Annotated in this window: 15 protein-coding genes; 13 read left to right on the top strand and 2 right to left on the bottom strand. The window is 68.3% G+C overall.

Annotated features, from left to right (window positions below; genetic code table 11):
* Window positions 1–26: 26 nt before the first annotated feature.
* From R2601_RS19910 to R2601_RS19895, 4 genes are all read left to right on the top strand, one after another.
* The gene (locus tag R2601_RS19910; protein ID WP_007801672.1) at window positions 27–1637 is read left to right on the top strand and encodes an ABC transporter substrate-binding protein; all 1611 of its coding nucleotides are present in this window, start codon (window positions 27–29) and stop codon (window positions 1635–1637) included.
* A gap of 80 nt (window positions 1638–1717) precedes the next feature.
* Window positions 1718–2677: an ABC transporter permease gene (locus tag R2601_RS19905; RefSeq protein ID WP_007801670.1), complete on the top strand. Its 960-nt coding sequence runs from the start codon at window positions 1718–1720 to the stop codon at window positions 2675–2677.
* Complete coding sequence (locus tag R2601_RS19900) at window positions 2677–3543, top strand: ABC transporter permease (RefSeq protein ID WP_050768490.1); 867 nt, start codon at window positions 2677–2679, stop codon at window positions 3541–3543. The genes R2601_RS19905 and R2601_RS19900 overlap by 1 nt, the downstream gene beginning before the upstream one ends.
* Window positions 3543–5207, top strand: coding sequence for an ABC transporter ATP-binding protein (locus R2601_RS19895; RefSeq protein ID WP_007801666.1), 1665 nt, complete (start codon window positions 3543–3545; stop codon window positions 5205–5207). Before R2601_RS19900 ends, R2601_RS19895 begins: the two co-directional genes overlap by 1 nt.
* Before the next feature lie 45 nt (window positions 5208–5252).
* Here R2601_RS19895 and R2601_RS19890 read toward each other — a convergent pair whose 3' ends face one another.
* Window positions 5253–5747 (bottom strand): Lrp/AsnC family transcriptional regulator, encoded by a 495-nt coding sequence (locus R2601_RS19890; protein ID WP_007801665.1) that lies wholly within the window; start codon window positions 5745–5747, stop codon window positions 5253–5255.
* 162 nt (window positions 5748–5909) lie between these two features.
* Between R2601_RS19890 and R2601_RS19885 the strand changes: the two genes are divergently transcribed.
* Window positions 5910–7235, top strand: a complete 1326-nt coding sequence (locus R2601_RS19885; protein WP_007801663.1) for an NAD(P)/FAD-dependent oxidoreductase — start codon at window positions 5910–5912, stop codon at window positions 7233–7235.
* Window positions 7236–7237: 2 nt separating this feature from the next.
* Here R2601_RS19885 and R2601_RS19880 read toward each other — a convergent pair whose 3' ends face one another.
* The gene (locus R2601_RS19880) at window positions 7238–8341 is read right to left on the bottom strand and encodes an NAD(P)/FAD-dependent oxidoreductase (protein ID WP_007801661.1); all 1104 of its coding nucleotides are present in this window, start codon (window positions 8339–8341) and stop codon (window positions 7238–7240) included.
* 100 nt (window positions 8342–8441) lie between these two features.
* On the opposite strand from R2601_RS19880, the gene R2601_RS19875 reads away from it, so the two are divergent.
* The 8 genes from R2601_RS19875 to R2601_RS19840 all read left to right on the top strand — a co-directional run bounded on the left by R2601_RS19875 (window position 8442) and on the right by R2601_RS19840 (window position 19266).
* Window positions 8442–9335, top strand: a complete 894-nt coding sequence (locus R2601_RS19875; RefSeq protein WP_040545752.1) for a LysR family transcriptional regulator — start codon at window positions 8442–8444, stop codon at window positions 9333–9335.
* Window positions 9336–9425: 90 nt separating this feature from the next.
* Window positions 9426–11483 carry a hydantoinase/oxoprolinase family protein gene (locus tag R2601_RS19870; protein ID WP_007801659.1) on the top strand — a complete coding sequence of 686 codons (2058 nt, stop codon included), beginning with the start codon at window positions 9426–9428 and terminating at the stop codon, window positions 11481–11483.
* Window positions 11484–11486: 3 nt separating this feature from the next.
* Window positions 11487–13472: a hydantoinase B/oxoprolinase family protein gene (locus R2601_RS19865; RefSeq protein WP_007801658.1), complete on the top strand. Its 1986-nt coding sequence runs from the start codon at window positions 11487–11489 to the stop codon at window positions 13470–13472.
* Window positions 13469–13795 carry a (2Fe-2S)-binding protein gene (locus R2601_RS19860; protein WP_007801657.1) on the top strand — a complete coding sequence of 109 codons (327 nt, stop codon included), beginning with the start codon at window positions 13469–13471 and terminating at the stop codon, window positions 13793–13795. Before R2601_RS19865 ends, R2601_RS19860 begins: the two co-directional genes overlap by 4 nt.
* Window positions 13792–15171, top strand: coding sequence for an NAD(P)/FAD-dependent oxidoreductase (locus R2601_RS19855; protein ID WP_040545751.1), 1380 nt, complete (start codon window positions 13792–13794; stop codon window positions 15169–15171). Before R2601_RS19860 ends, R2601_RS19855 begins: the two co-directional genes overlap by 4 nt.
* A 109-nt stretch (window positions 15172–15280) precedes the next feature.
* Window positions 15281–16732, top strand: a complete 1452-nt coding sequence (locus R2601_RS19850; RefSeq protein WP_007801655.1) for an aldehyde dehydrogenase family protein — start codon at window positions 15281–15283, stop codon at window positions 16730–16732.
* A gap of 14 nt (window positions 16733–16746) precedes the next feature.
* Window positions 16747–17790 (top strand): tartrate dehydrogenase, encoded by a 1044-nt coding sequence (locus R2601_RS19845; protein ID WP_007801654.1) that lies wholly within the window; start codon window positions 16747–16749, stop codon window positions 17788–17790.
* Between the two features lie 3 nt (window positions 17791–17793).
* The gene (locus R2601_RS19840) at window positions 17794–19266 is read left to right on the top strand and encodes an NAD-dependent succinate-semialdehyde dehydrogenase (protein WP_007801653.1); all 1473 of its coding nucleotides are present in this window, start codon (window positions 17794–17796) and stop codon (window positions 19264–19266) included.
* The last annotated feature ends 277 nt before the right edge of the window (window positions 19267–19543 follow it).

Here is a 19543-nt window from a genome sequence, read left to right as displayed (position 1 = left end):
ACGCATCACAACAGGGAAGCAAAGACATGACCAAGACCCCCACCAACTGGACCGGCCGCGATGACGCAATGGTCGAGCAGATGATCCGCCGTGGCGCATCGCGCCGGGATCTGCTGAAAATGCTGATGTCCTCCGGCGTGGCCGCCGCTGCGGGCGGCTCGCTTCTGATGCGCGCCTCGGCCGCGGTTGCCGCGACCCCGGTCACCGGCGGGACGCTGCGGGCGGCGGGCTGGTCCTCCTCGACCGCCGACACGCTCGACCCGGCCAAGGCGTCGCTGTCGACCGATTACGCGCGCTGCTGTGCCTTCTACAACCGGCTGACCTTCCTCGACGAAGAAGGCCAGGTGAACATGGAGCTGGCCGAGAGCGTGTCCTCGGACGACGCCCAGACCTGGGAAGTGAAGCTGAAATCCGGCGTCACCTTCCACGACGGCAAGACCCTCGCAGCCGAGGACGTTGTGTTCTCGCTGCAGCGTCACCTCGACGAGGCGGTCGGCTCGAAGGTGAACTCGATCGCCAAGCAGATGACCGAGATTTCCAAGGTCGACGACCTGACCGTGAAGATCGTGCTCGATTCGCCCAACGCCGACCTGCCGACGATCCTCGCGCTGCACCACTTCATGATCATCGCCGAAGGCACCACGGATTTCTCCACCGCCAACGGCACCGGTGCCTTCATCTGCGAGAGCTTCGAGCCGGGCGTGCGCTCGATCGGGGTGAAGAACCCGAATTACTTCAAGGCCGAGGGGCCGTATCTCGACACGTTCGAGTTCTTCGCGATCCCCGACAACAACGCCCGCGTCAATGCGCTGATGTCCGGCGATATCCAGTACGCAGCCTCGGTCAATCCGCGCTCGGCCCGTCTGCTCGACAGCAATGACAGCGTCTCGACGCTGATCAGCACCGCGGGCAACTACACCAACCTCAACATGCGCCTTGACCTGAACCCGGGTGAAAAGGCCGGCTTCGTCGAGGGCATGAAGTACCTGATGAACCGCGAGGCGATCCAGAAATCCGCCTTCCGCGGCCTTGCGGAAATCGCCAACGACCAGCCGGTGTCGCCGTCGAACCGCTACTACAATCCGAACCTGCCGGCGCGCGAGTTCGATCCCGAGCGCGCCAAGTCGCTGTTCGAGAAGGCCGGTCTTCTGGGCGTCGAGATTCCGATCGTGGCCTCCGATGCGGCCACCGCATCGGTCGACATGGCGACCATCGTGCAGCAGGCCGGCAGCGAGATCGGCATGAACCTCAAGGTCGACCGCGTGCCCTCCGACGGCTACTGGTCGAACTACTGGCTCAAGGCGCCGGTCCACTTCGGCAACATCAACCCGCGGCCCACGCCGGATATCCTGTTCTCGCTGCTCTACTCTTCCGACGCGCCGTGGAACGAGAGCCAGTACAAGTCCGAGAAGTTCGACTCGATGCTGGTCGAGGCGCGCGGCGCGCTCGACGAAGAGCGCCGGAAGGAGATCTACTGGGACATGCAGGAGATGGTCTCCAACGAGGCGGGCACCGGCATCCCGGTCTGGATCTCCAACATGGACGCCCACACCAGCAAGCTCGGCGGTCTCAAGCCGAACCCGCTTGGCGGCATGATGGGCTATGCCTTCGCCGAATACGTTTGGCTGAACGACTGATCCTCGCGCACAATCGGGGCCCGCACTGCAGGTGCGGGCCCTTCGCCTGACCTTCCCACCGGCCGAAAGAGGTGCTTCGCTTGCCCCAATCGCTTCTGCCATGGTTTCTTGTGATACAGCGGCTCGGCATTGCCTTGCTCACGTTGATCATCGTCTCCTTTGCCGTCTTCTTCGCCACCGAGCTTTTGCCCGGGGACGTTGCCGAAATCCTGCTTGGTCAAGCGGCCACGCCCGAGGCCGTCGCAGGCCTCCGCGCCGCGATGGGGCTCGACGAGCCGGCGCTCAGCCGCTTCATCGGTTGGCTTGCGGGGCTGGCAAGCGGGGATCTCGGCACCTCCTACGTCAACAAGATGGAGATCGTGGAACTGCTCTCGGGCCGGCTGAGAAACTCGCTGCAGCTTGCCGGGGTGACGACGCTGGTCTCGGTGCCGATCGCGCTGAGCCTCGGCATCGGTGCCGCCATGTGGCGCGGCTCGCTGTTCGACCGCGTGGTCACGGTGCTGACGATCTCGGTGATCTCGGTGCCGGAATTCATGGTCGCGACATTGGCGGTGCTGATCTTCGCGGTCTGGCTCGACTGGCTGCCGGCGCTGAGCTACGGGGCAGACATGAGCTCGCTCGGAACGATGCTGAAGGCCTACGCGATGCCTGTGATCACGCTCTCCTTCGTGGTCTCTGCGCAGATGATCCGGATGACCCGCGCCGCGGTGATCGAGACGATCAACACGCCTTATGTCGAGATGGCGCTGCTCAAGGGGGCCTCGCGCAAGCGCATGGTGCTCGTGCACGCGCTGCCGAACGCGCTGGGGCCGATCGCCAACGCGGTGGCGCTGTCGCTGAGCTATCTGGTGGGCGGCGTGATCATCGTCGAGACGATCTTCAACTATCCCGGCGTCGCCAAACTGATGGTCGATGCGGTGAGCACCCGGGACCTGCCGCTGATCCAGTCCTGCGCGATGATCTTCTGCGTCAGCTACCTGATGCTGATCACGCTCGCCGACCTGATTGCAATCCTGTCCAACCCGAGGCTGCGTCGATGATGGCAGAGTACCAGACCACCACCGCCGCCAAGGATGCGCCCAAGCCGAAGGGGCCGGGCTGGAGTTTCAACTGGGTCGGCCGCATCGGCCTCGCGATCATGCTGTTCTGGGGGCTCGTGGCCTTCGTCGGCCCGTGGCTCGCGCCGCACCCGCCGGGCGAGATCGTCGACTGGGACTACTTCGGCCCGGTCAGCGGTGACTACTGGATGGGCACCGATTATCTCGGTCGCGACATCTTCTCGCGCATCCTGATGGGCGCGCGCTACACCGTTGGCATCGCGCTCGCCGCCGTCACGCTGGCCTGCACGCTGGGCGTCATCCTCGGCATGATCGCCGCCGTTGCCGGCGGCTGGTTCGACATGGTGCTGTCGCGGCTGCTCGATGCCTTCAACGGCATCCCCTCGCTGCTTTTCGGGCTGGTCGTCGTGGCTGCCGTGGGTTCGTCGATCCCGGTTCTGATCCTGACCCTGACGGCGATCTACATGCCCGGCGCCTACCGCTTTGCCCGCGCGCTGGCGGTCAACGTGAACACCATGGATTTCGTCACCGTGGCACGGGCCCGCGGCGAGAGCACGCGCTACCTGATCCTGCAGGAGATCTTCCCCAACATCCTCGGTCCGGTGCTCGCCGATCTCGGCCTGCGTTTCGTGTTCATCGTGCTGGTGCTGTCGGGGCTGTCCTTCCTCGGGCTCGGGGTGCAGCCGCCCAATGCCGACTGGGGCGGCTTGGTGCGCGAGAACATCGAAGGGCTGAGCCTCGGTGCGCCGGCGGTGATCTTCCCGTCGGTCGCCATCGCCTCGCTGACCATCTCGGTGAACATGTTCATCGACAACCTGCCCACCAAGATCCGCGACAGGAGCGAATGATGACCGATCCCCTCGTCACCGTCGAGAAGCTGCGCATCGGCGCAACCACCGACTCCGGCCGCAAGGTCGAGATCATCAAGGGCGTGGATTTCGAGATCGCACCGGGAGAAATCGTCGCGCTGATCGGCGAGAGCGGCTCGGGCAAGACCACGATCGCGCTGTCGCTGATGGGCCATACCCGGACCGGCTGCAAGATCGAGGGCGGCACGATCCGCATTGGCGACTGCGATATGACCGCCATGTCGAACCGTGCCCGTGCCGCGCTGCGCGGCACCGAGGTCTCCTACGTGCCGCAATCGGCCGCGGCGGCGTTCAACCCCTCGAAGCGGATCATGGATCAGGTCATCGAGATCGCCGCGATCCACGAGCTGATGCCGCGCGCCGAGGCCGAGAAGAAGGCGGTGGAGCTGTTCCGCGCGCTGGCGCTGCCGGATGCCGACACGATCGGCCAGCGCTATCCGCACCAGGTTTCGGGCGGGCAGCTTCAGCGCCTGTCGGCGGCGATGGCGCTGATCGGCGATCCCAAGCTGGTGATCTTCGACGAGCCCACCACGGCGCTCGACGTGACCACCCAGATCGAGGTGCTGCGGGCGTTCAAGTCGGTGATGCGCGCGGGCGGCATCGCGGGTGTCTATGTCAGCCACGACCTTGCCGTCGTGGCGCAGATCGCCGACCGCATCATCGTGCTCAAGGGCGGCGAGATCCAGGAGGTCGGCGGTGCCGAGCAAATCCTGAATGCGCCCCGCGACGCCTATACCAAGCAGCTTCTCGCGGCCTTCGAGCCGGTGCCGCACCAGCCGGAGGAACAGCCGGCGCAGTCCGCCAAGCCCAAGCCGGTGCTCGAGGTCTTCGATCTGTGTGCCGGCTATGGGGCCATACGCAACGGTGAGCCGGCGGCAAAGATCCTCAAGGACGTCAGCTTCAAGATCGAGCGCGGGCGCAATCTTGGCGTCATCGGCGAGTCCGGCTCGGGAAAATCGACACTGGCCCGCGCCGTGGCCGGCATCCTGCCCGCCTATCGCGGTGGCGTCATCGTCGATGGCACGGAGATGAAGCCCGATCTCAAGGATCGCTCCAAGGCCGAGCTGCGGCGGATGCAGATGGTCTTCCAGCTGGCCGATACCGCGCTCAACCCGGCACATTCCATCGGCGCCATCCTCGCCCGGCCGCTGACCTTCTACGAAGGCCTGCGCGGCAAGGCACGCGAGGCCCGGGTGACCGAGCTTCTCGACATGGTCCACCTGCCGGCCAGCCTCCGGCATCGCCTGCCGGGCGAACTGTCGGGTGGCCAGAAGCAGCGGGTGAACCTGGCCCGCGCGCTGGCGGCGAAACCGGAGCTCATTCTCTGCGACGAGATCACCTCGGCGCTCGACACGGTGGTGGCCGCGGCGATCCTCGAGCTGCTCAAAGAACTGCAAAGCGAACTGGGGCTGAGCTATATGTTCATCAGCCACGATCTCTCGACGGTCGAGGCGATCTGCGATGACGTGCTGGTGATGTACAAGGGCGAGGTGGTCGAGGCGCTGCCCGCCGCGACGATGTCGAGCGAGGCCACGCATCCCTACTCGCGGCTGCTGATCTCGTCGGTGCCGAAGCTCGACACTGGCTGGCTTGCCGGGCTCGAGCAGGATCCCGAGCTGGTGGCGCAATTCGCCAACCGCTGAGCCCGAGACCCGCCGGGGCTGCGCGCTGATCGCGTGGCCCCGGTCTCAGATCTTATCGGCGAAGAGATGCGTGAGCGGCATCCGGGTCTTGGAGAACGGGGTCTTCATCACCACGAAGCTGAAATACTTGTCGATCCCGACATCGCGGTCGATGAGTTCCTCGACAATCGTCTGGTAATCCGAGATCGACGCGGTAACGAATTTTGCCAGATAGTCGTAGCCGCCCGAAACGAGGTGGCATTCAACGCAGCATTCGACCTGCTCCAACGCCTCCTGGAAGCGGGCAAAGTCGATCTGGCGGTGGTTGCGCAAGGTGAACTCGGTGAACACGGTCAGCGTCTCGCCGAGCTTGGCCATGTCGACCTGCGCCGCGTAGCCGGTGATGTAGCCGGCCTTCTGCAGCTTCTTCACCCGCATGAGGCAGGGCGAGGGTGACAGGTTCACCAAGTCCGCGAGCTCGACATTGGTGATACGCCCGTTGCGCTGCAACTCGGCGAGAATCTTCAGGTCGATCCGGTCGAGCTTGTAGCTGGGGCTCATCGTGTCTTTCCTTCGGGGTCTGCGCGCCGGTTCGATCTTCTCAAGGGCAGGGGCGTCTGCGAGTCAACCGCATTCGACAGGAAATGCCGTGACGGCCGGGTGATCCGGCAGATGCAACTGGGCCGTCCGGCATAGAAAATGAGGGGATTACAGGAGACTGACATGACCGCCCCCTTGCTGCATATCGACACCCAGACCGAGCTGCCAGAGACCGCCGATTGCGTGGTGATCGGCGCTGGCATCGTCGGCACCTCGGCCGCCTACTGGCTGGCACGGGCGGGGATGAAGGTGGTTCTGCTCGAAAAGGGCCGCGTCGGGGCCGAACAGTCGAGCCGAAACTGGGGCTGGTGCCGCCAGCAGAACCGCGATGCCCGCGAACTGCCGCTCTCGACCCGCAGCCTGGCGCTTTGGGAAGAGATGACGCGCGACATCGGAGAAGACCTCGGGTTTCGCCGTTGCGGCTTGCTCTACCTGTCGAACGATGCGGCCGAGCTGGAGGGCTGGGCGCGCTGGGGCCGCTTCGCCCGCGGCGAAGGCGTCGACACTCGGATGCTGAGCGCCGCAGAGGCCACCGAGCGCGGCGCCGCCACCGGCCAGAGCTGGGCCGGCGGCGTCTGGTCGCCCAGCGACGGCGTGGCCGATCCCTCGCGCGCCGCGCCCCTGATTGCCGAGGGCATCCTCAAGCATGGCGGGCAGGTGATCCAGAGCTGCGCCGCGCGCGGCATCGAGACCGAGGCCGGTGCAGTTTCCGCGGTGGTGACCGAGAAGGGCCGCATCCGCACCAAGCAGGTCGTGCTCTCGGGCGGCGCCTGGGCGGGAAGCTTCCTGCATCAGTTGGGCATCGTCTTTCCGCAGGCCTCGGTGCGCAGCTCGATCCTGTCGCTGGCGCCGGGCATCGAGGATCTGCCGCCGGCGCTTCACACCGCCGCCGTCTCGGTGACCCGGCGCGGCGATGGCGGGCACACACTGGCGATCTCCGGGCGCAGCCATGTCGACCCGACCCCCGGCACGCTGCGCGGGGCCAAGCACTTCCTGCCGATGTTCGCCAAGCGCTGGCGCGCGCTGGCGCCGGGCGGGTTGCAGGCCTGGCAGGCCGAGTTCGAGACCCGCAAGATCTGGGCGCTCGACCGAGAGACCCCGATGGAGCAGGTGCGCATCCTTGATCCCAAGCCATCCGAGCGGCTGGTGGACGAAACCCTGAACCGCGCCCGACGCCTGCTGCCGGCGCTGGAGAAGGCGACCGTCCAGGCCAAGTGGGCGGGCTACATCGACAGCACCCCGGACGGCGTGCCGGTCATCGACGCCGACATCGGCATCCCGGGGCTGACACTGGCGGCCGGGCTCTCGGGCCACGGCTTCGGCATCGGGCCGGGGGTTGGTCATCTGGTGGCGGACATGCTCACCGGGCGCGCGCCGATCACCGAAACCGACCAGTACAAGCTGAACCGCTTCGACGGCTCGCAATGGGGCAAGGTGGCGAAATTCTGAGGTCACGCGGCGAACCTGGCGATCGACATGGCCTCGATCGGGGTCTCACAGGCCCCGGTTGCCACCAGTTCGGCCATGGCGTCTCCGACGCCGGGGCCAAGCTGGAAGCCGTGGCCGCAGAAGCCGAAGGCGTGGAACAGACCGGGCGTGGTGGCCGAGCCCCCCATCACCGGGAGCCCGTCATCGACATACCCTTCGCAGCCCGACCAGTGCCGGATGATCGCCACGTCGCGCAGCGCCGGGCACATCCGCACCAGTTTTCCGAGCTGCCGCGACAGGCCCGAGGGATCGAAACGGCCGAAACCGCTCTCGTCGACGGGCAGTCGCGGCACGCCGCCGCCGAAGACGATGTTGCCGCGCTCGACCTGGCGCAGGTAGGCGCCGCTCTGCTGCGACCAGACACCGACCACCGGCAGGATGCGATGCGGCAGGGGCTCGGTCACGCCCATCTGCGGGCCGTGCATCCCCAGCGGAACCGCCTCGCCGAAGCGGCCCGCAACCTCGGCGCCCCAGGCCCCGGCGCAATTCACCAGCACATCGGCCCCGAAGACGCCCTGTCTGGTGCTGAGCTCGAAGCCGGTCTCGGTGCGGGCGATGTCGGGCACGCCGGCCTCCGCCACGATCTCGGCGCCGGCACGGGCGGCGGCATCGGCAAAGGCCGGCCCAACCAGCCGCGGGTTGGCGCTGCCGTCCTGCGGAGAGAAGCTGGCAGCAATGGCCGTCGGGCCGAGTCCCGGAAAGCGGCGGGCGATCTCGGCGGGCGCCAGCTCCTCGAGCGCGAGGTCCAGCGGCCGTGCTGCGTCGGCGAAGCGGAGCATGTCCGCGCGCGAGGCTTCGTCGAAGATCAGCCGCAGGTGCCCCGTGGCGCGAAACTCGACGTCGCGGCCAAGCAGTGCCTCGGACTGGGTCCAGAGCGCCAGCGCGCGGTTCGCCAGCGGCATCTGCTCGAGCGCTCGCCCGCTGCGGCGGATGTTGCCGAACGAGGCCACCGTTGCGCCGGCCCCGATGAGGCCGCGCTCGATCAGCCGCACGCGGACACCGCGCCGGGCCAGGAAGAAGGCCGTGGCCGTGCCCATCAGCCCGCCGCCAAGTACGATGACCTGCATGAAAGCTCCTTTGCATCTTGCCCCAAGAGAACCCGGCAAGGGGCCTTGGGTCAAAGACGGGAAACGGGCATGGTCATAAGTCCAACCTATGGAGAGCGACATGCGGGCACGGCAGCTTGAGGTGTTCACCGCGGTGATGCGGGCGGGGACAGTGACCGAGGCAGCGCGCCTGCTGAACATCTCGCAACCGGCGCTGAGCCAGGTGTTGCGCCACACCGAGGACGATCTGGGCTTTGCGCTGTTCACCCGCGAGAAGGGGCGGCTGAAACCGACACCGGAGGCCCAGGAACTTTATCCCGAGGCCGAGCGCCTCTTCGGAGAGCTTGAGGGGCTGCGGCGCAAGACCGCCGACCTCAGGCTCGGGCGTGCCGGTCTGGTGCGCATCGGCTGCTCGACCCCGCCCGCCATGTCGCTACTGCCGCGCGTGATGGCGGCGTTTCGCGCCCGGCATCCCGACATCGCGCTGCGTTGCAACGTCGCGCCGGTGCAGTCCCTTCACACCATGCTCCGTGAAGGCGATGCTGCGATGGCGTTGGCGCTGACCGACCAGATGCCGCAGGAGATCGAGGTCGAGGTGCTGGGCCGCACGGGGTTTTGCTGCCTGTTGCCGGCGGAGCATCCGCTGGCCGGGCAGGAGAGCATCGGTCTGGGACAGCTCAGCGATGCTTTTGTCATTTCCTACCGCAACGCGACCCGACCCTATGATGAGCTCGACAGGGCGGCGCGCCGCGAGGGCGGTCGCTTCGAGCCACGGCTCGAGATCGACACTTCGATCTCTGCGGTGGGGTTCGTGCAGGCGGGGCTCGGCATCGCGGTTGTCGACTCGCTGCTGCCTTGGGAGCAGTTCGACGGGATCGAGGTGCGCCCGCTCACCGCCTCGCCGGCCTTGCCGCTGTCGCTGCTGACCTTGCGGGGGAGGGCGCTCTCGCGGGCTGAAGAGCTGATGCGGGGCCAGGTTCGGGCGCTGTTGCCGTCGGGGCTCGCGCCGCCATAGGCCGGACTTATGGTTTTGCGCCGCATCCGACTTGGACCATCGGGCCGTGCTCTGCTCGACTGGGGCAAACGGAACGAAAGGCGATGACCCATGGACGGCCAACTCCCCGGCAGGGACCCTCAGGGCGAAGACTGGAAGATCGGTGTCGATATCGGCGGCACCTTCATGGATTTCTGCGCGCTGGAGGCCAACTCGGGCCGCATCGCCTCGCTCAAGGTGCTGACCACGCCGGATGATCCCGGCGCCGAGCTGCGCACCGGCCTCGACCTGCTGGCCGAGCGCGAAGGGCTGGACGCGGCGGCGGTGAGCCGCTTCGTTCATGGCACCACCGTGGGCATCAACACCATCATCCAGCGCAAGGGCGCACGGCTTGCGATGTTCACCAACGCGGGCTTCGAGGACGTGATCGAACTGGCCCGCCTGCGGATGCCCGACATGTACTCGCTGTTCTGCCAGCGCCCCGATCCGCTGGTGCCGCGCGACATGATCTTCGGCCTGCCGCTGCGGACGCGCGCCGACGGACGCCGCAGCGATGCGCCCGAGGGCGCCGTCGCCGAGGCCGTGGCGCAGGCCCGGGCCGCCGGGGCAGAGGGCGTCATCGTCTCGCTGCTGCACGCATGGCGGGACCCCGCGCAGGAGATCGCGGTGCGCGAGGAGATCGAGGCGCTTGCCCCGGAGCTCTTCGTCTTCACCTCCTCCGAGGTCTGGCCGGTGATCCGCGAATATGAGCGCAGCTCGACCGCGATCCTCAACGGCTACGTGCACCCCCGCGTCGCTGGCTATCTCGAGGCGCTCGAGGCACGGCTGAAGGCACAGGGCGTGCCGGCGCGGGCCATGCTGACCAAGTCGAACGGAGGCGTGATGACGGCCGGCGAGGGGCGCCGCGACTGCGTCTCGATGCTGCTCTCGGGCACCGCCTCGGGGGTCATCGGCGCGGCATGGCTGGCGCGGCAGGCGGGCGAGAGCCGCATCCTGACGCTCGATATCGGCGGCACCTCGGCGGATTTCGCGCTGATCATCGACGGCGAGGTGCAGTTCGGCTCGGACGAGCTGGTGGGAGAGTTCCCTCTGCACATCCCCTCGGTCTCGGTCAGCTCGATCGGCATCGGCGGCGGCTCGATCGCCTCGGTGGATGAGCACGGCGTGCTGCGCGTGGGCCCCGAAAGCGCGGGCTCGGTGCCCGGCCCGGCCTGCTACGGGCGCGGCGGCACCCGCGCCACCGTCACCGACGCGATGGCGGTCTGCGGCTGGCTCGGGCACTCGGAGATGGCCTATGGCCAGCTCGACACGAAGGTGGATCTGGCGCGCGAGGTGGTGGGGGCGCTGGCGCAGACGCTCGGGCGAGGCGTCGAGGAGACCGCTCAGGCGATCCTCGACATCGCGATCTCGGAGATGTTCGTCGAGGTCGAGAAGCTGTCGTCGCGGGCCGGGGTCGACCTGCGCGACTTCGCACTGATGCCCTTCGGCGGCGGCGGCCCGATGCTGGGCGCCTTCCTCGCCCGCGAGCTCGGGATGCCGCGGGTCGTGGCGCCACGACGCCCCGGCGTGGTCTCGGCGCTCGGCGGGCTGGTGGCCGATCTGAAGGGCGATTTCATCCGCACCGTCTTTGCCGATCTCGATGCCGCGCGCCTGCCGGTGCTGCGGGAGCACTTCAAGGCGCTGGCGGACGAGGGCCGCGACTGGCTCGCGGCGCAGGGCCATGACGGGGCCATCGAACTGCGGCTCTCCGGCGACATGCGCTATGCGGGGCAGAGCTACGAGATCGAGGTGGCCCTCGAGCCCGACTGGCTGTCCGATCTCGACCGGCTGACCGATGCGTTCCACGAGACCCATCGCCGGATCTACGATTTCCACGACGCCGAGGGCCGGATCGAGATGGTCAACCTGCGGCTCTCGGCGGTGGGGGCCGGGCCAAAGCCCGATCTCACCGAGCCGGCCCGTGTCGAGGCCGGCGACAGCCGCGAGGTGCAGGTCCATATCGGCGGCTGGCGTCCGGTGCCGCTCTATCCGCGCGCCGCGCTCGCGGCGGGGGCGGTCTTTGACGGGCCGGCGATCGTTGCACAGGAAGACACCACCTTCGCCATCCCCGCGGGCGCCAGCGCCCGGGTCGACGGCCATCTCAACATCCACCTGCAGTTCGAGGACTGATCCATGTTCGACAAGATGACCCTCCAGGTGCTCGCCAACCATGCCCGCGCGGCGGCCGAGAACATGGCCCATACGCTGCACCGCACCGCGCATTCCGCCTTCGTCAAGGAAACCCAGGACTTCACCGTCATGCTGATGGACCGCAGCGGCGACACGTTCGCCGTGCCGATGGAGCTGGGCGCGACGTGGTATCCCGGGCTGACCTATGGCCGGGCGATCGACATGGTCGACGATTACCGCCCCGGCGACGTGGCCTTCACCAACGATCCGTATTCCGGCCACGTGGCCACCCACGCCCCCGACACCCACCTGTGGAAGCCGGTCTTCGCCGATGACGAGATTGTCGCGTGGACCGGCGGGCACATCCACAACACCGACATGGGCGGCGCCGTGCCCGCCTCGCTGTCGCGCTCGCTGACCGAGATCCATCAGGAGGGCCTGCGCTTTCCGCCGATGAAGCTGGTGCGCGAGGGCGTGTTCGACGAGCAGATCATGAAGATCATGTCGACCAACGTGCGTAAGCCTGCGCTCAATATCGGCGACATCAAGGCGCTGGTCGGCGCGCTCAACACCGGCGAGCGCAAGGTTCACGCGATGATCGACCGCTTCGGCAAGCAGGGCTTTGTCAGCGGCGTCGCGGCGCTGATGAGCCAGGCCGAGGCGCAGGCCCGTGCCATTCTCACCGAGATCCCCGATGGTGAGTACGTCTTTGCCGATTACGCCGACGAGGACAGCGACGAGGCCAATCCCTGTCGGCTGAAGCTCACGCTGACGATCCGGGGCGATGAGGCGATCCTTGACTTTACCGGCTCGGACCCGCAGCTCGCATCGTCCCTGAACGTTCCCTCGGGCGGAGATCCGCGCCACACGATGCTGCTGGTTGGCGTCTATTACGTGCTCTACACGCTCAACCCGCGTATCTTGCTCAACACCGGCCTGACACGGCCCTTCACCTGCATCGCCCCGGAGGGCACGGTGCTGAACCCGGTCGCGCCGGCGGCGGTGGGCATGCGCTCGCTGACCTGCGCGCGGCTGCGCTCGGTGATCTTCGGGGCCTTCGTGCAAGCGATCCCCGACCGGATGCCCGCCGCCCCCGCCGGCAACAACTGCATCGTCAACGTGATGACCCGCGACGAGCGCTCGCAACGCACGGTGATCGCGGCGGTGAACCCGGTCGTGGGCGGTGGCGGCGGCATGCCGCATCGCGACGGCACCAACGGCTCGGGCGCCGACGCCGCCTATCTCAAGAACACGCCGATCGAGATCACCGAGACCGAGGTGCCGGTGGAGTTCGTGAAATACGGGCTGGCCCGGGACACCGGCGGCGCGGGGCGCTGGCGTGGCGGTCTGGCGACCGAGATGGCGTTCCGGGTCTTCACCCCCGACAGCCGCATCACCGCGCGCAACCGCGACCGCTCGTTCTTCCGGCCCTGGGGCACCGATGGCGGCCGCGCGGCGGGGCTCGCGGACATGGTGGTCAATCCCGACACTCCCGACGCGCGCCGCATGGGATCGAAAGACACCGCCATCCTTCAGCCCGGCGATGTGCTCGAGGTGCGGTCAGCCGGCGGCGGCGGGCGCGGCAACCCGGCCGAGCGCGAGCCGTGGCGGGTCGCCCGCGACGTGGCGCGGGGCTACGTTTCGCCCGAGGCGGCAGAGCGCGACTACGGCGTGATCCTCAGGGACGGCGAGGTCGACGAGGCCGCGACAGAGGCGGCGCGCGCGGCCATGCCGGCGCCGTCGGCGGCGTTCTTCCATTACGGCCCCGAGCGCGAGAGCTACGAGGCGCGCTGGACCGACGAGGCCTATGACAGGCTCACCGAGATCTTGGGCAGCCTGCCGATCCACTGGCGGTTCTTCACCAAGACCGAGATCTTCCGCCGCATCGAGGGCAGCGGCGCCGTGGCGGTCGATGCCGCGTTCGAAGCCACCTGCGCCCGCTTTCCCGAGCTGCCGCGCCCGCAAGGCTTCGCCGAGGCTGCGGAATGAGTGCAGCCGGGTTCAGCACCGGGCGGCTTGTCCGGCTGGCCGAGACCGCCCGCGCCCCGGTGGGGTTCACCTTCGACGGCGAGGCGCTGACCGGGCTCGAGGGCGACACGGTGCTGACCGCGATCCTGCTGTCGCGCGGCGCCCTGCGCGCCTCCGAGTTCGGCCCCGAGGCGCGGGCCGGGTTCTGCCTGATGGGAGCCTGCCAGGATTGCTGGGTCTGGCAGGAAGAGGGGCCGCGTCTGCGGGCCTGCTCGACACCGCTTGCCGAGGGCATGCGGCTGCTGAGCGCCGCGCCCGCGCAGTGGCCGGCGCGCTCCGCATGAGCCGGGTTCTGATCGCGGGCGCGGGACCGGCGGGCATCCGCGCTGCCGAGACGCTGGCCGGGGCCGGGCTGCACCCGGTCGTGGTGGACGAAGCCGCCCGCGCCGGTGGTCAGATCTACCGCCGCCCGCCGGTGGGCTTCACACGCCCGCCCGAGAAACTCTACGGGTCCGAGGCCGCCAAGGCCCGCGCCCTGCATGGCAGCTTCGATGCGCTGGTCGCCGAGGGACGCATCACCCATCTGCCCGGACGCTCGGTTCTGGCGCTGCGCGACGGGGTTGCGTATGTGCTGGGCGAGGCGCGGGAGGAGATCCGCCATGACCGCCTGATCCTCGCCACCGGCGCGACCGACCGGCTGGCGCCGGTGCCGGGCTGGCAGGCGGGCGGGGTCTATTCGCTCGGTGCGGCGCAGATCGCGCTCAAGACGCAGGGCGTGGCGCTTGGCCGGCGCATCGTGCTGGCCGGGACCGGGCCGCTGCTCACCCTTCTGGCCTCGCAGCTGCAGGCCGCCGGCGCGCAGGTCGCGGCGGTGCTCGACACCGCGCCGTTGCGCGCTCAGCTCACCGGCGGGGTCGGCATGGCGCTGGCGCGGCCGCTGGTGACCTTGCGCGGCCTTCGCCTGCGCGTGGGGCTTGGCCGCATCTACCACGCCGGTGTTACGCTCGAGCGCATCGAGACAGACGAGAGCGGCCCCACCGCGATGGTTTGGTGCGACGCGCGCGGGCGCCGCCACGAGACGCGCTGCGACATGGTCGGGCTCGGCTGGCACCTGCGCGCCGACGGGACGCTGGCCGACATCGCGGGCGCCCGCTTTGACTGGGACCGGGCGTTTCACCAGTGGCTGCCGCGTGCGGATGCACTTGGGCGCGCCGGTGAAGGGCTTTACCTCGCGGGGGACGGGCTGCGCATTCTCGGGGCCGACGGCGCCGAACTTGCCGGGCAGGTCGCCGCCATCGCCTGCCTTCAGGACCTTGGCCTGCCGCATCCCGAGCCCGCGCCGCTGCTGCGCCAGCTGGCGCGGATGCGCCGCTTTGCCGAGGCCATGGCGTGTGCCTTTCCGTGGCCCGACGAGGCGATCGGAAGGCTGCCCGATGACACGGTGATCTGCCGCTGCGAGGGTGTTCGTGCCGGCGACCTGCGCAACACGCTGCCGCTCTCGGGGCCCGAGGCCAACCGGGCCAAGTCGCTCGGGCGCGTTGGCATGGGGCGCTGCCAGGGACGCTATTGCCAGCTGGCCGGGGCCGAGATCATCGCCGCCGCATCGGGCCGGCCACCGTCCGAGGTCGGACGGCTGAGGGCGCAGCCTCCCGCGCGCCCGGCCCCTGTCGGCGCGTGGCTGAGCGAGGCGCCAACCGAGTGCGAGGCCGAGGCAGAATAAGCTGCCAGCCCGACGCATCCCGCAGAGAATTCTGCGTCTGCGCGGCATTCGGCAGCTTTGTCCGGGCCGCTTCGCCGAAGGTGATCCCAAGTAACGACAGGAGTAGCCCATGCCCGGCTTCGACGCCCCGCTTCCGACGGGACATTTCATCGCGGGTCGCACCGTGACCGCCCCGGCCGAGATCGACGTCATCTCGCCCTCCACCGGGCAGCGGATCGGCGCCATTCCCCGCGCCGACGCGGCGCTGGTCGACGAGGCGGTCCAGGCGGCGCGCGCGGCGCGGGAGGCGTCGAACTGGGGCGGCATCGCCCCCCGCGAGCGGGTCAGGGCCATGCACGCCTGGGCCGACCTGATCGAGGCCGAAGCCGAGCGCCTCGCCTATCTCGAGGCGATTTGCTCGTCGAGACCGCTGGCGCAGGCGAAAACCGGCGATGTGATGGTGACGGCCGAGCAGATCCGCTTCTTTGCCGAGTTCGCCGACAAGGAAGGCGGCGATCTCGTGCCGACCGCCGACAGCGCCTTCGGCTTCATCGCCGACGAGCCCTACGGGGTCATCGGCGCGATCACGCCGTGGAACTTCCCGATGTCGATGGCGGGCTGGAAGCTCGGACCGGCGCTCGCAGCGGGCAACGCGGTGGTGCTCAAGCCCTCCGAGATGACCCCTTACAGCACGCTTTACATGGCCGAACTGTCGGTGCGGGCGGGCATCCCCGCCGGCCTGATCAACATCGTGCTGGGCGACGGACCCATCACCGGCACCGCGATCACCGGTCACCCGCAGATCGACAAGGTCTCGTTCACCGGCTCGACCCGCGCCGGCGCCGCGATCATGGAGAACATCGCCCGGACCGGCATCAAGCCCATGACGCTCGAGCTTGGCGGCAAGAGCCCGATGGTGGTGTTCGCCGATGCCGATCTCGATCTTGCGGCCGAGTGTCTCGACCGGGGCATCATGCCCAATGCCGGGCAGTTCTGCGTTGCCGGCTCGCGCATCCTGGTCGAGGAGAGTATCGCCGGGTCGCTGGCCGAGCGTCTCGCGGCGCGCTTTGCCAAGTATCGTCCCGAGGACACGCTGGCCCCCGAGGCCGGTTTCTCGCCGATCATCTCCGCCGGTCAGCTGCAGCGTATCGACGGCATCGTGCAGGCGGCGGTGGGGCAGGGCGCCGAGCTGCTCTGCGGCGGCGCGCCCTTCGACCGCGAGGGCAGCTTCTACCAGCCGACGCTGATTGCCAACGTCACGCAGGACAGCCCCGCCGTGACGCAGGAGATCTTCGGCCCGGTCGCCACGTTCCAGACCTTCAAGGACGAAGACGAGGCGATGGCGCTGGCCGCGCACCAGACCTACGGCCTTGCCGCGGGGCTCTTCACCCGCGATCTCAGCCGCGCGCTGCGCCTGACGCGGCGGCTCGAGGCCGGCACGGTCTGGGTCAATCGCTACGGCCGCACGCGCGACCACATCCTGCCGACCGGGGGCTGGAAGGCCTCGGGACTCGGCAAGGATCTGGGCCGTGAGGCCTTTCTCGCCAACCGCCGGACCAAGTCCGTGCTGATCGACCTTTGAACGGGGACTGACCGATGACCACCTACACTCTTGCCCTGATCCCCGGCGACGGGATTGGCACCGACGTGACCGATGCCGCCATGGAAGTGCTTGCCGCCGCCGCCAAGGGCCGCTTCAGCTTCGAGACCACGCGCTTTCCGTGGTCCTGCGAGTATTATCTCGAGCACGGCACCATGATGCCGGCCGACGGGATCGAGACCCTGCGCGGCTTCGATGCGATCTATCTCGGCGCGGTGGGCTGGCCCGAGACGGTGCCGGACTCGGTGTCGCTGCACGGGCTGCTGCTGCCGATCCGCAAGGCGTTCAACCAATACGCCAATATCCGTCCGCACCGGCTGCTGGCGGGGGTCGAGGGCCCGCTCAAGGCCGAGGGCTTCGACATCCTGTGCATCCGCGAGAACACCGAAGGCGAGTATTCCGGCGCCGGCGGTCGCGTGCACGAGGGCAAGGACAACGAGGTGGCGGTCGAGACCTCGGTCTTCACGCGTGTGGGTGTCGAGCGCATCCTGCGCTTCGGCTTCGAGCAGGCGCGCGCCCGCCGCAAGCACCTGACCAGCGTGACGAAATCGAACGCGCAGAAATACTCGATGGTGTTCTGGGACGAGGTGACGCGCGAGCTGGCCGCCGAGTATCCGGACGTGACCGTCAGCCAGATGCATATTGATGCCATGGCCGCCAAGATGGTCATGGCGCCGCAGGATCTTGATGTGGTGGTGGCGTCGAACCTCTTTGGTGACATCCTCACTGATCTCGGGGCCGCCATTCAGGGCGGTCTCGGCTTCGCCGCCTCGGCCAACATCAACCCCGACCGCACGGCGCCGTCGATGTTCGAGCCGGTGCACGGCTCGGCCCCAGACATCGCAGGCCTGAACATCGCCAACCCGATCGCCGCGATCTGGTCGGTGGCCCAGATGCTAGAACATCTGGGCGAGGGCGAGGCCTCTTCCGCGGTCCTGTCCGCCATCGAGGCGGCGACCGCGAAGGGTCTCGGCTGCCGCCCGGGCGCGAGCAGCACGCAAGAGATCACCGCGGCGGTCATCGCCGCCCTGGAGGCCTGAGACATGACCCTGCACAGCGCATTTGCCGCCGACATCCGCGATAGCCTGTCCGATCCCGACCTGTTCCGCGAAGCGGCGCTGATCGATGGCGCGTGGATCGCCCGTGCCGACATGGAAGTCTCCAACCCTGCGACCGGCGGTGCTTTGGGCCACATGCCCGACTGCACGGCCGACGAGACGACGCAGGCCATTGCCGCGGCAGAGGCCGCGATGGTCGACTGGAAGAAGAAGACCCACGCCGAGCGCGCTGACCTGCTGATGGCGTGGTATCAGCTCATGCTCGACCATGCCGACGACCTTGCGCTGATCCTCACCGCCGAGCAGGGCAAACCGCTGGCCGAAGCAAAGGGCGAGATCCTCTACGGCGCCTCCTTCATGCGCTGGTTCGCCGAGGAAGCGCGTCGGATCAACGGCCACATCATCCCGAGCCCGGTGCCGGGCAAGAAGATTTTCGCGATGAAGGAGCCGGTGGGTGTCTGCGCCATCATCACGCCGTGGAACTTCCCCAACGCGATGATCACCCGCAAGGTGGCCCCGGGGCTGGCCGCGGGCTGCACCATGGTGATCAAACCCTCGGACTTCACCCCCTACTCGGCGCTGGCGCTCTGCGTGCTGGCCGAACGGGCGGGCATTCCCAAGGGCGTGCTCAACGTGCTCACCGGCCGCCCGGAAGAGATCGGCGCGACGCTGACCGCGTCGCCGGTGGTGCGCAAGCTGAGCTTTACCGGCTCGACCCGGGTGGGGGCGCTGCTGGCCGAGCAATGCGCGCCAACGCTGAAGAAGATGAGCCTCGAGCTGGGCGGAAACGCGCCCTTCATCGTGTTCGACGACGCCGATCTCGACGCCGCGGTCGAGGGCGCGATGGCGTCCAAGTTCCGCAATGGCGGCCAAACCTGCGTCTGCGCCAACCGCATCCTCGTGCAGTCGGGCATCCATGACGCCTTTGTCGCCGTGCTGGCGGCGCGGGTCGATGCGCTCAAGGTTGCGGCGGGCACCGAGGCCGGGGCCGAGATCGGCCCGATGATCAACGCCGCCGCGATCGAGAAGATTTCCGCCCATGTCGAGGATGCGCTCGCCAGAGGCGCAACCCGCGCCACCGCCTCGCGCGATCTGCCCGAGCAGTTCGCCGATCCGATGGTGCTTACCGGAGCCACGCCCGAGATGCGGCTGGCCAGCGAAGAGACCTTCGGTCCGGTGGCGCCGATCTTTCGCTTCGAGACCGAGGAGGAGGCCCTTGCCATCGCCAACGGCACCCCGTTCGGACTGGCGGCGTATTTCTACACCACCGACATGGCCCGCGCCTTCCGCTTTGGTGAAGCGCTCGAAGCCGGGCTGGTGGGGCTCAACACCGGCGCCGTGAGCCACGCCGAGGCGCCTTTCGGAGGGGTGAAATCTTCGGGCCTCGGGCGCGAGGGGGCGCAGGAGGGCATCGAGGAGTATCTCGAGACAAAGGCCTTCCACTTCGCCGGGCTCTGATCGCGCCAGTAGCGTTAGCGCGCCGTCCGTGGATGATGGCGCGCGCGGTGCGCCTTAGCAGAGCTGATGGCTCGCGCTCTGCGTCGCCTGTGACCTTCACGAACCGACGCAATGCCCGGCTTGCCTGGGCAGTAAAAGCGCGGCGCAAGATGGCGCGCATTGTCCCTGCCATCGGCGCCATGACGCCGGTGCAGACTGAGTGGCAATGCGCTTGCAGGCATTTCCAGAAGCCTGTAACGCATCTCCGACAAAAACACTCAGTAAAGTGGTCTCCGAC

The sequence above is a fragment of the Salipiger bermudensis HTCC2601 genome (assembly GCF_000153725.1).
Lineage (GTDB): Bacteria > Pseudomonadota > Alphaproteobacteria > Rhodobacterales > Rhodobacteraceae > Salipiger > Salipiger bermudensis.
This window is presented reverse-complemented; position numbering and strand designations above follow the sequence as displayed.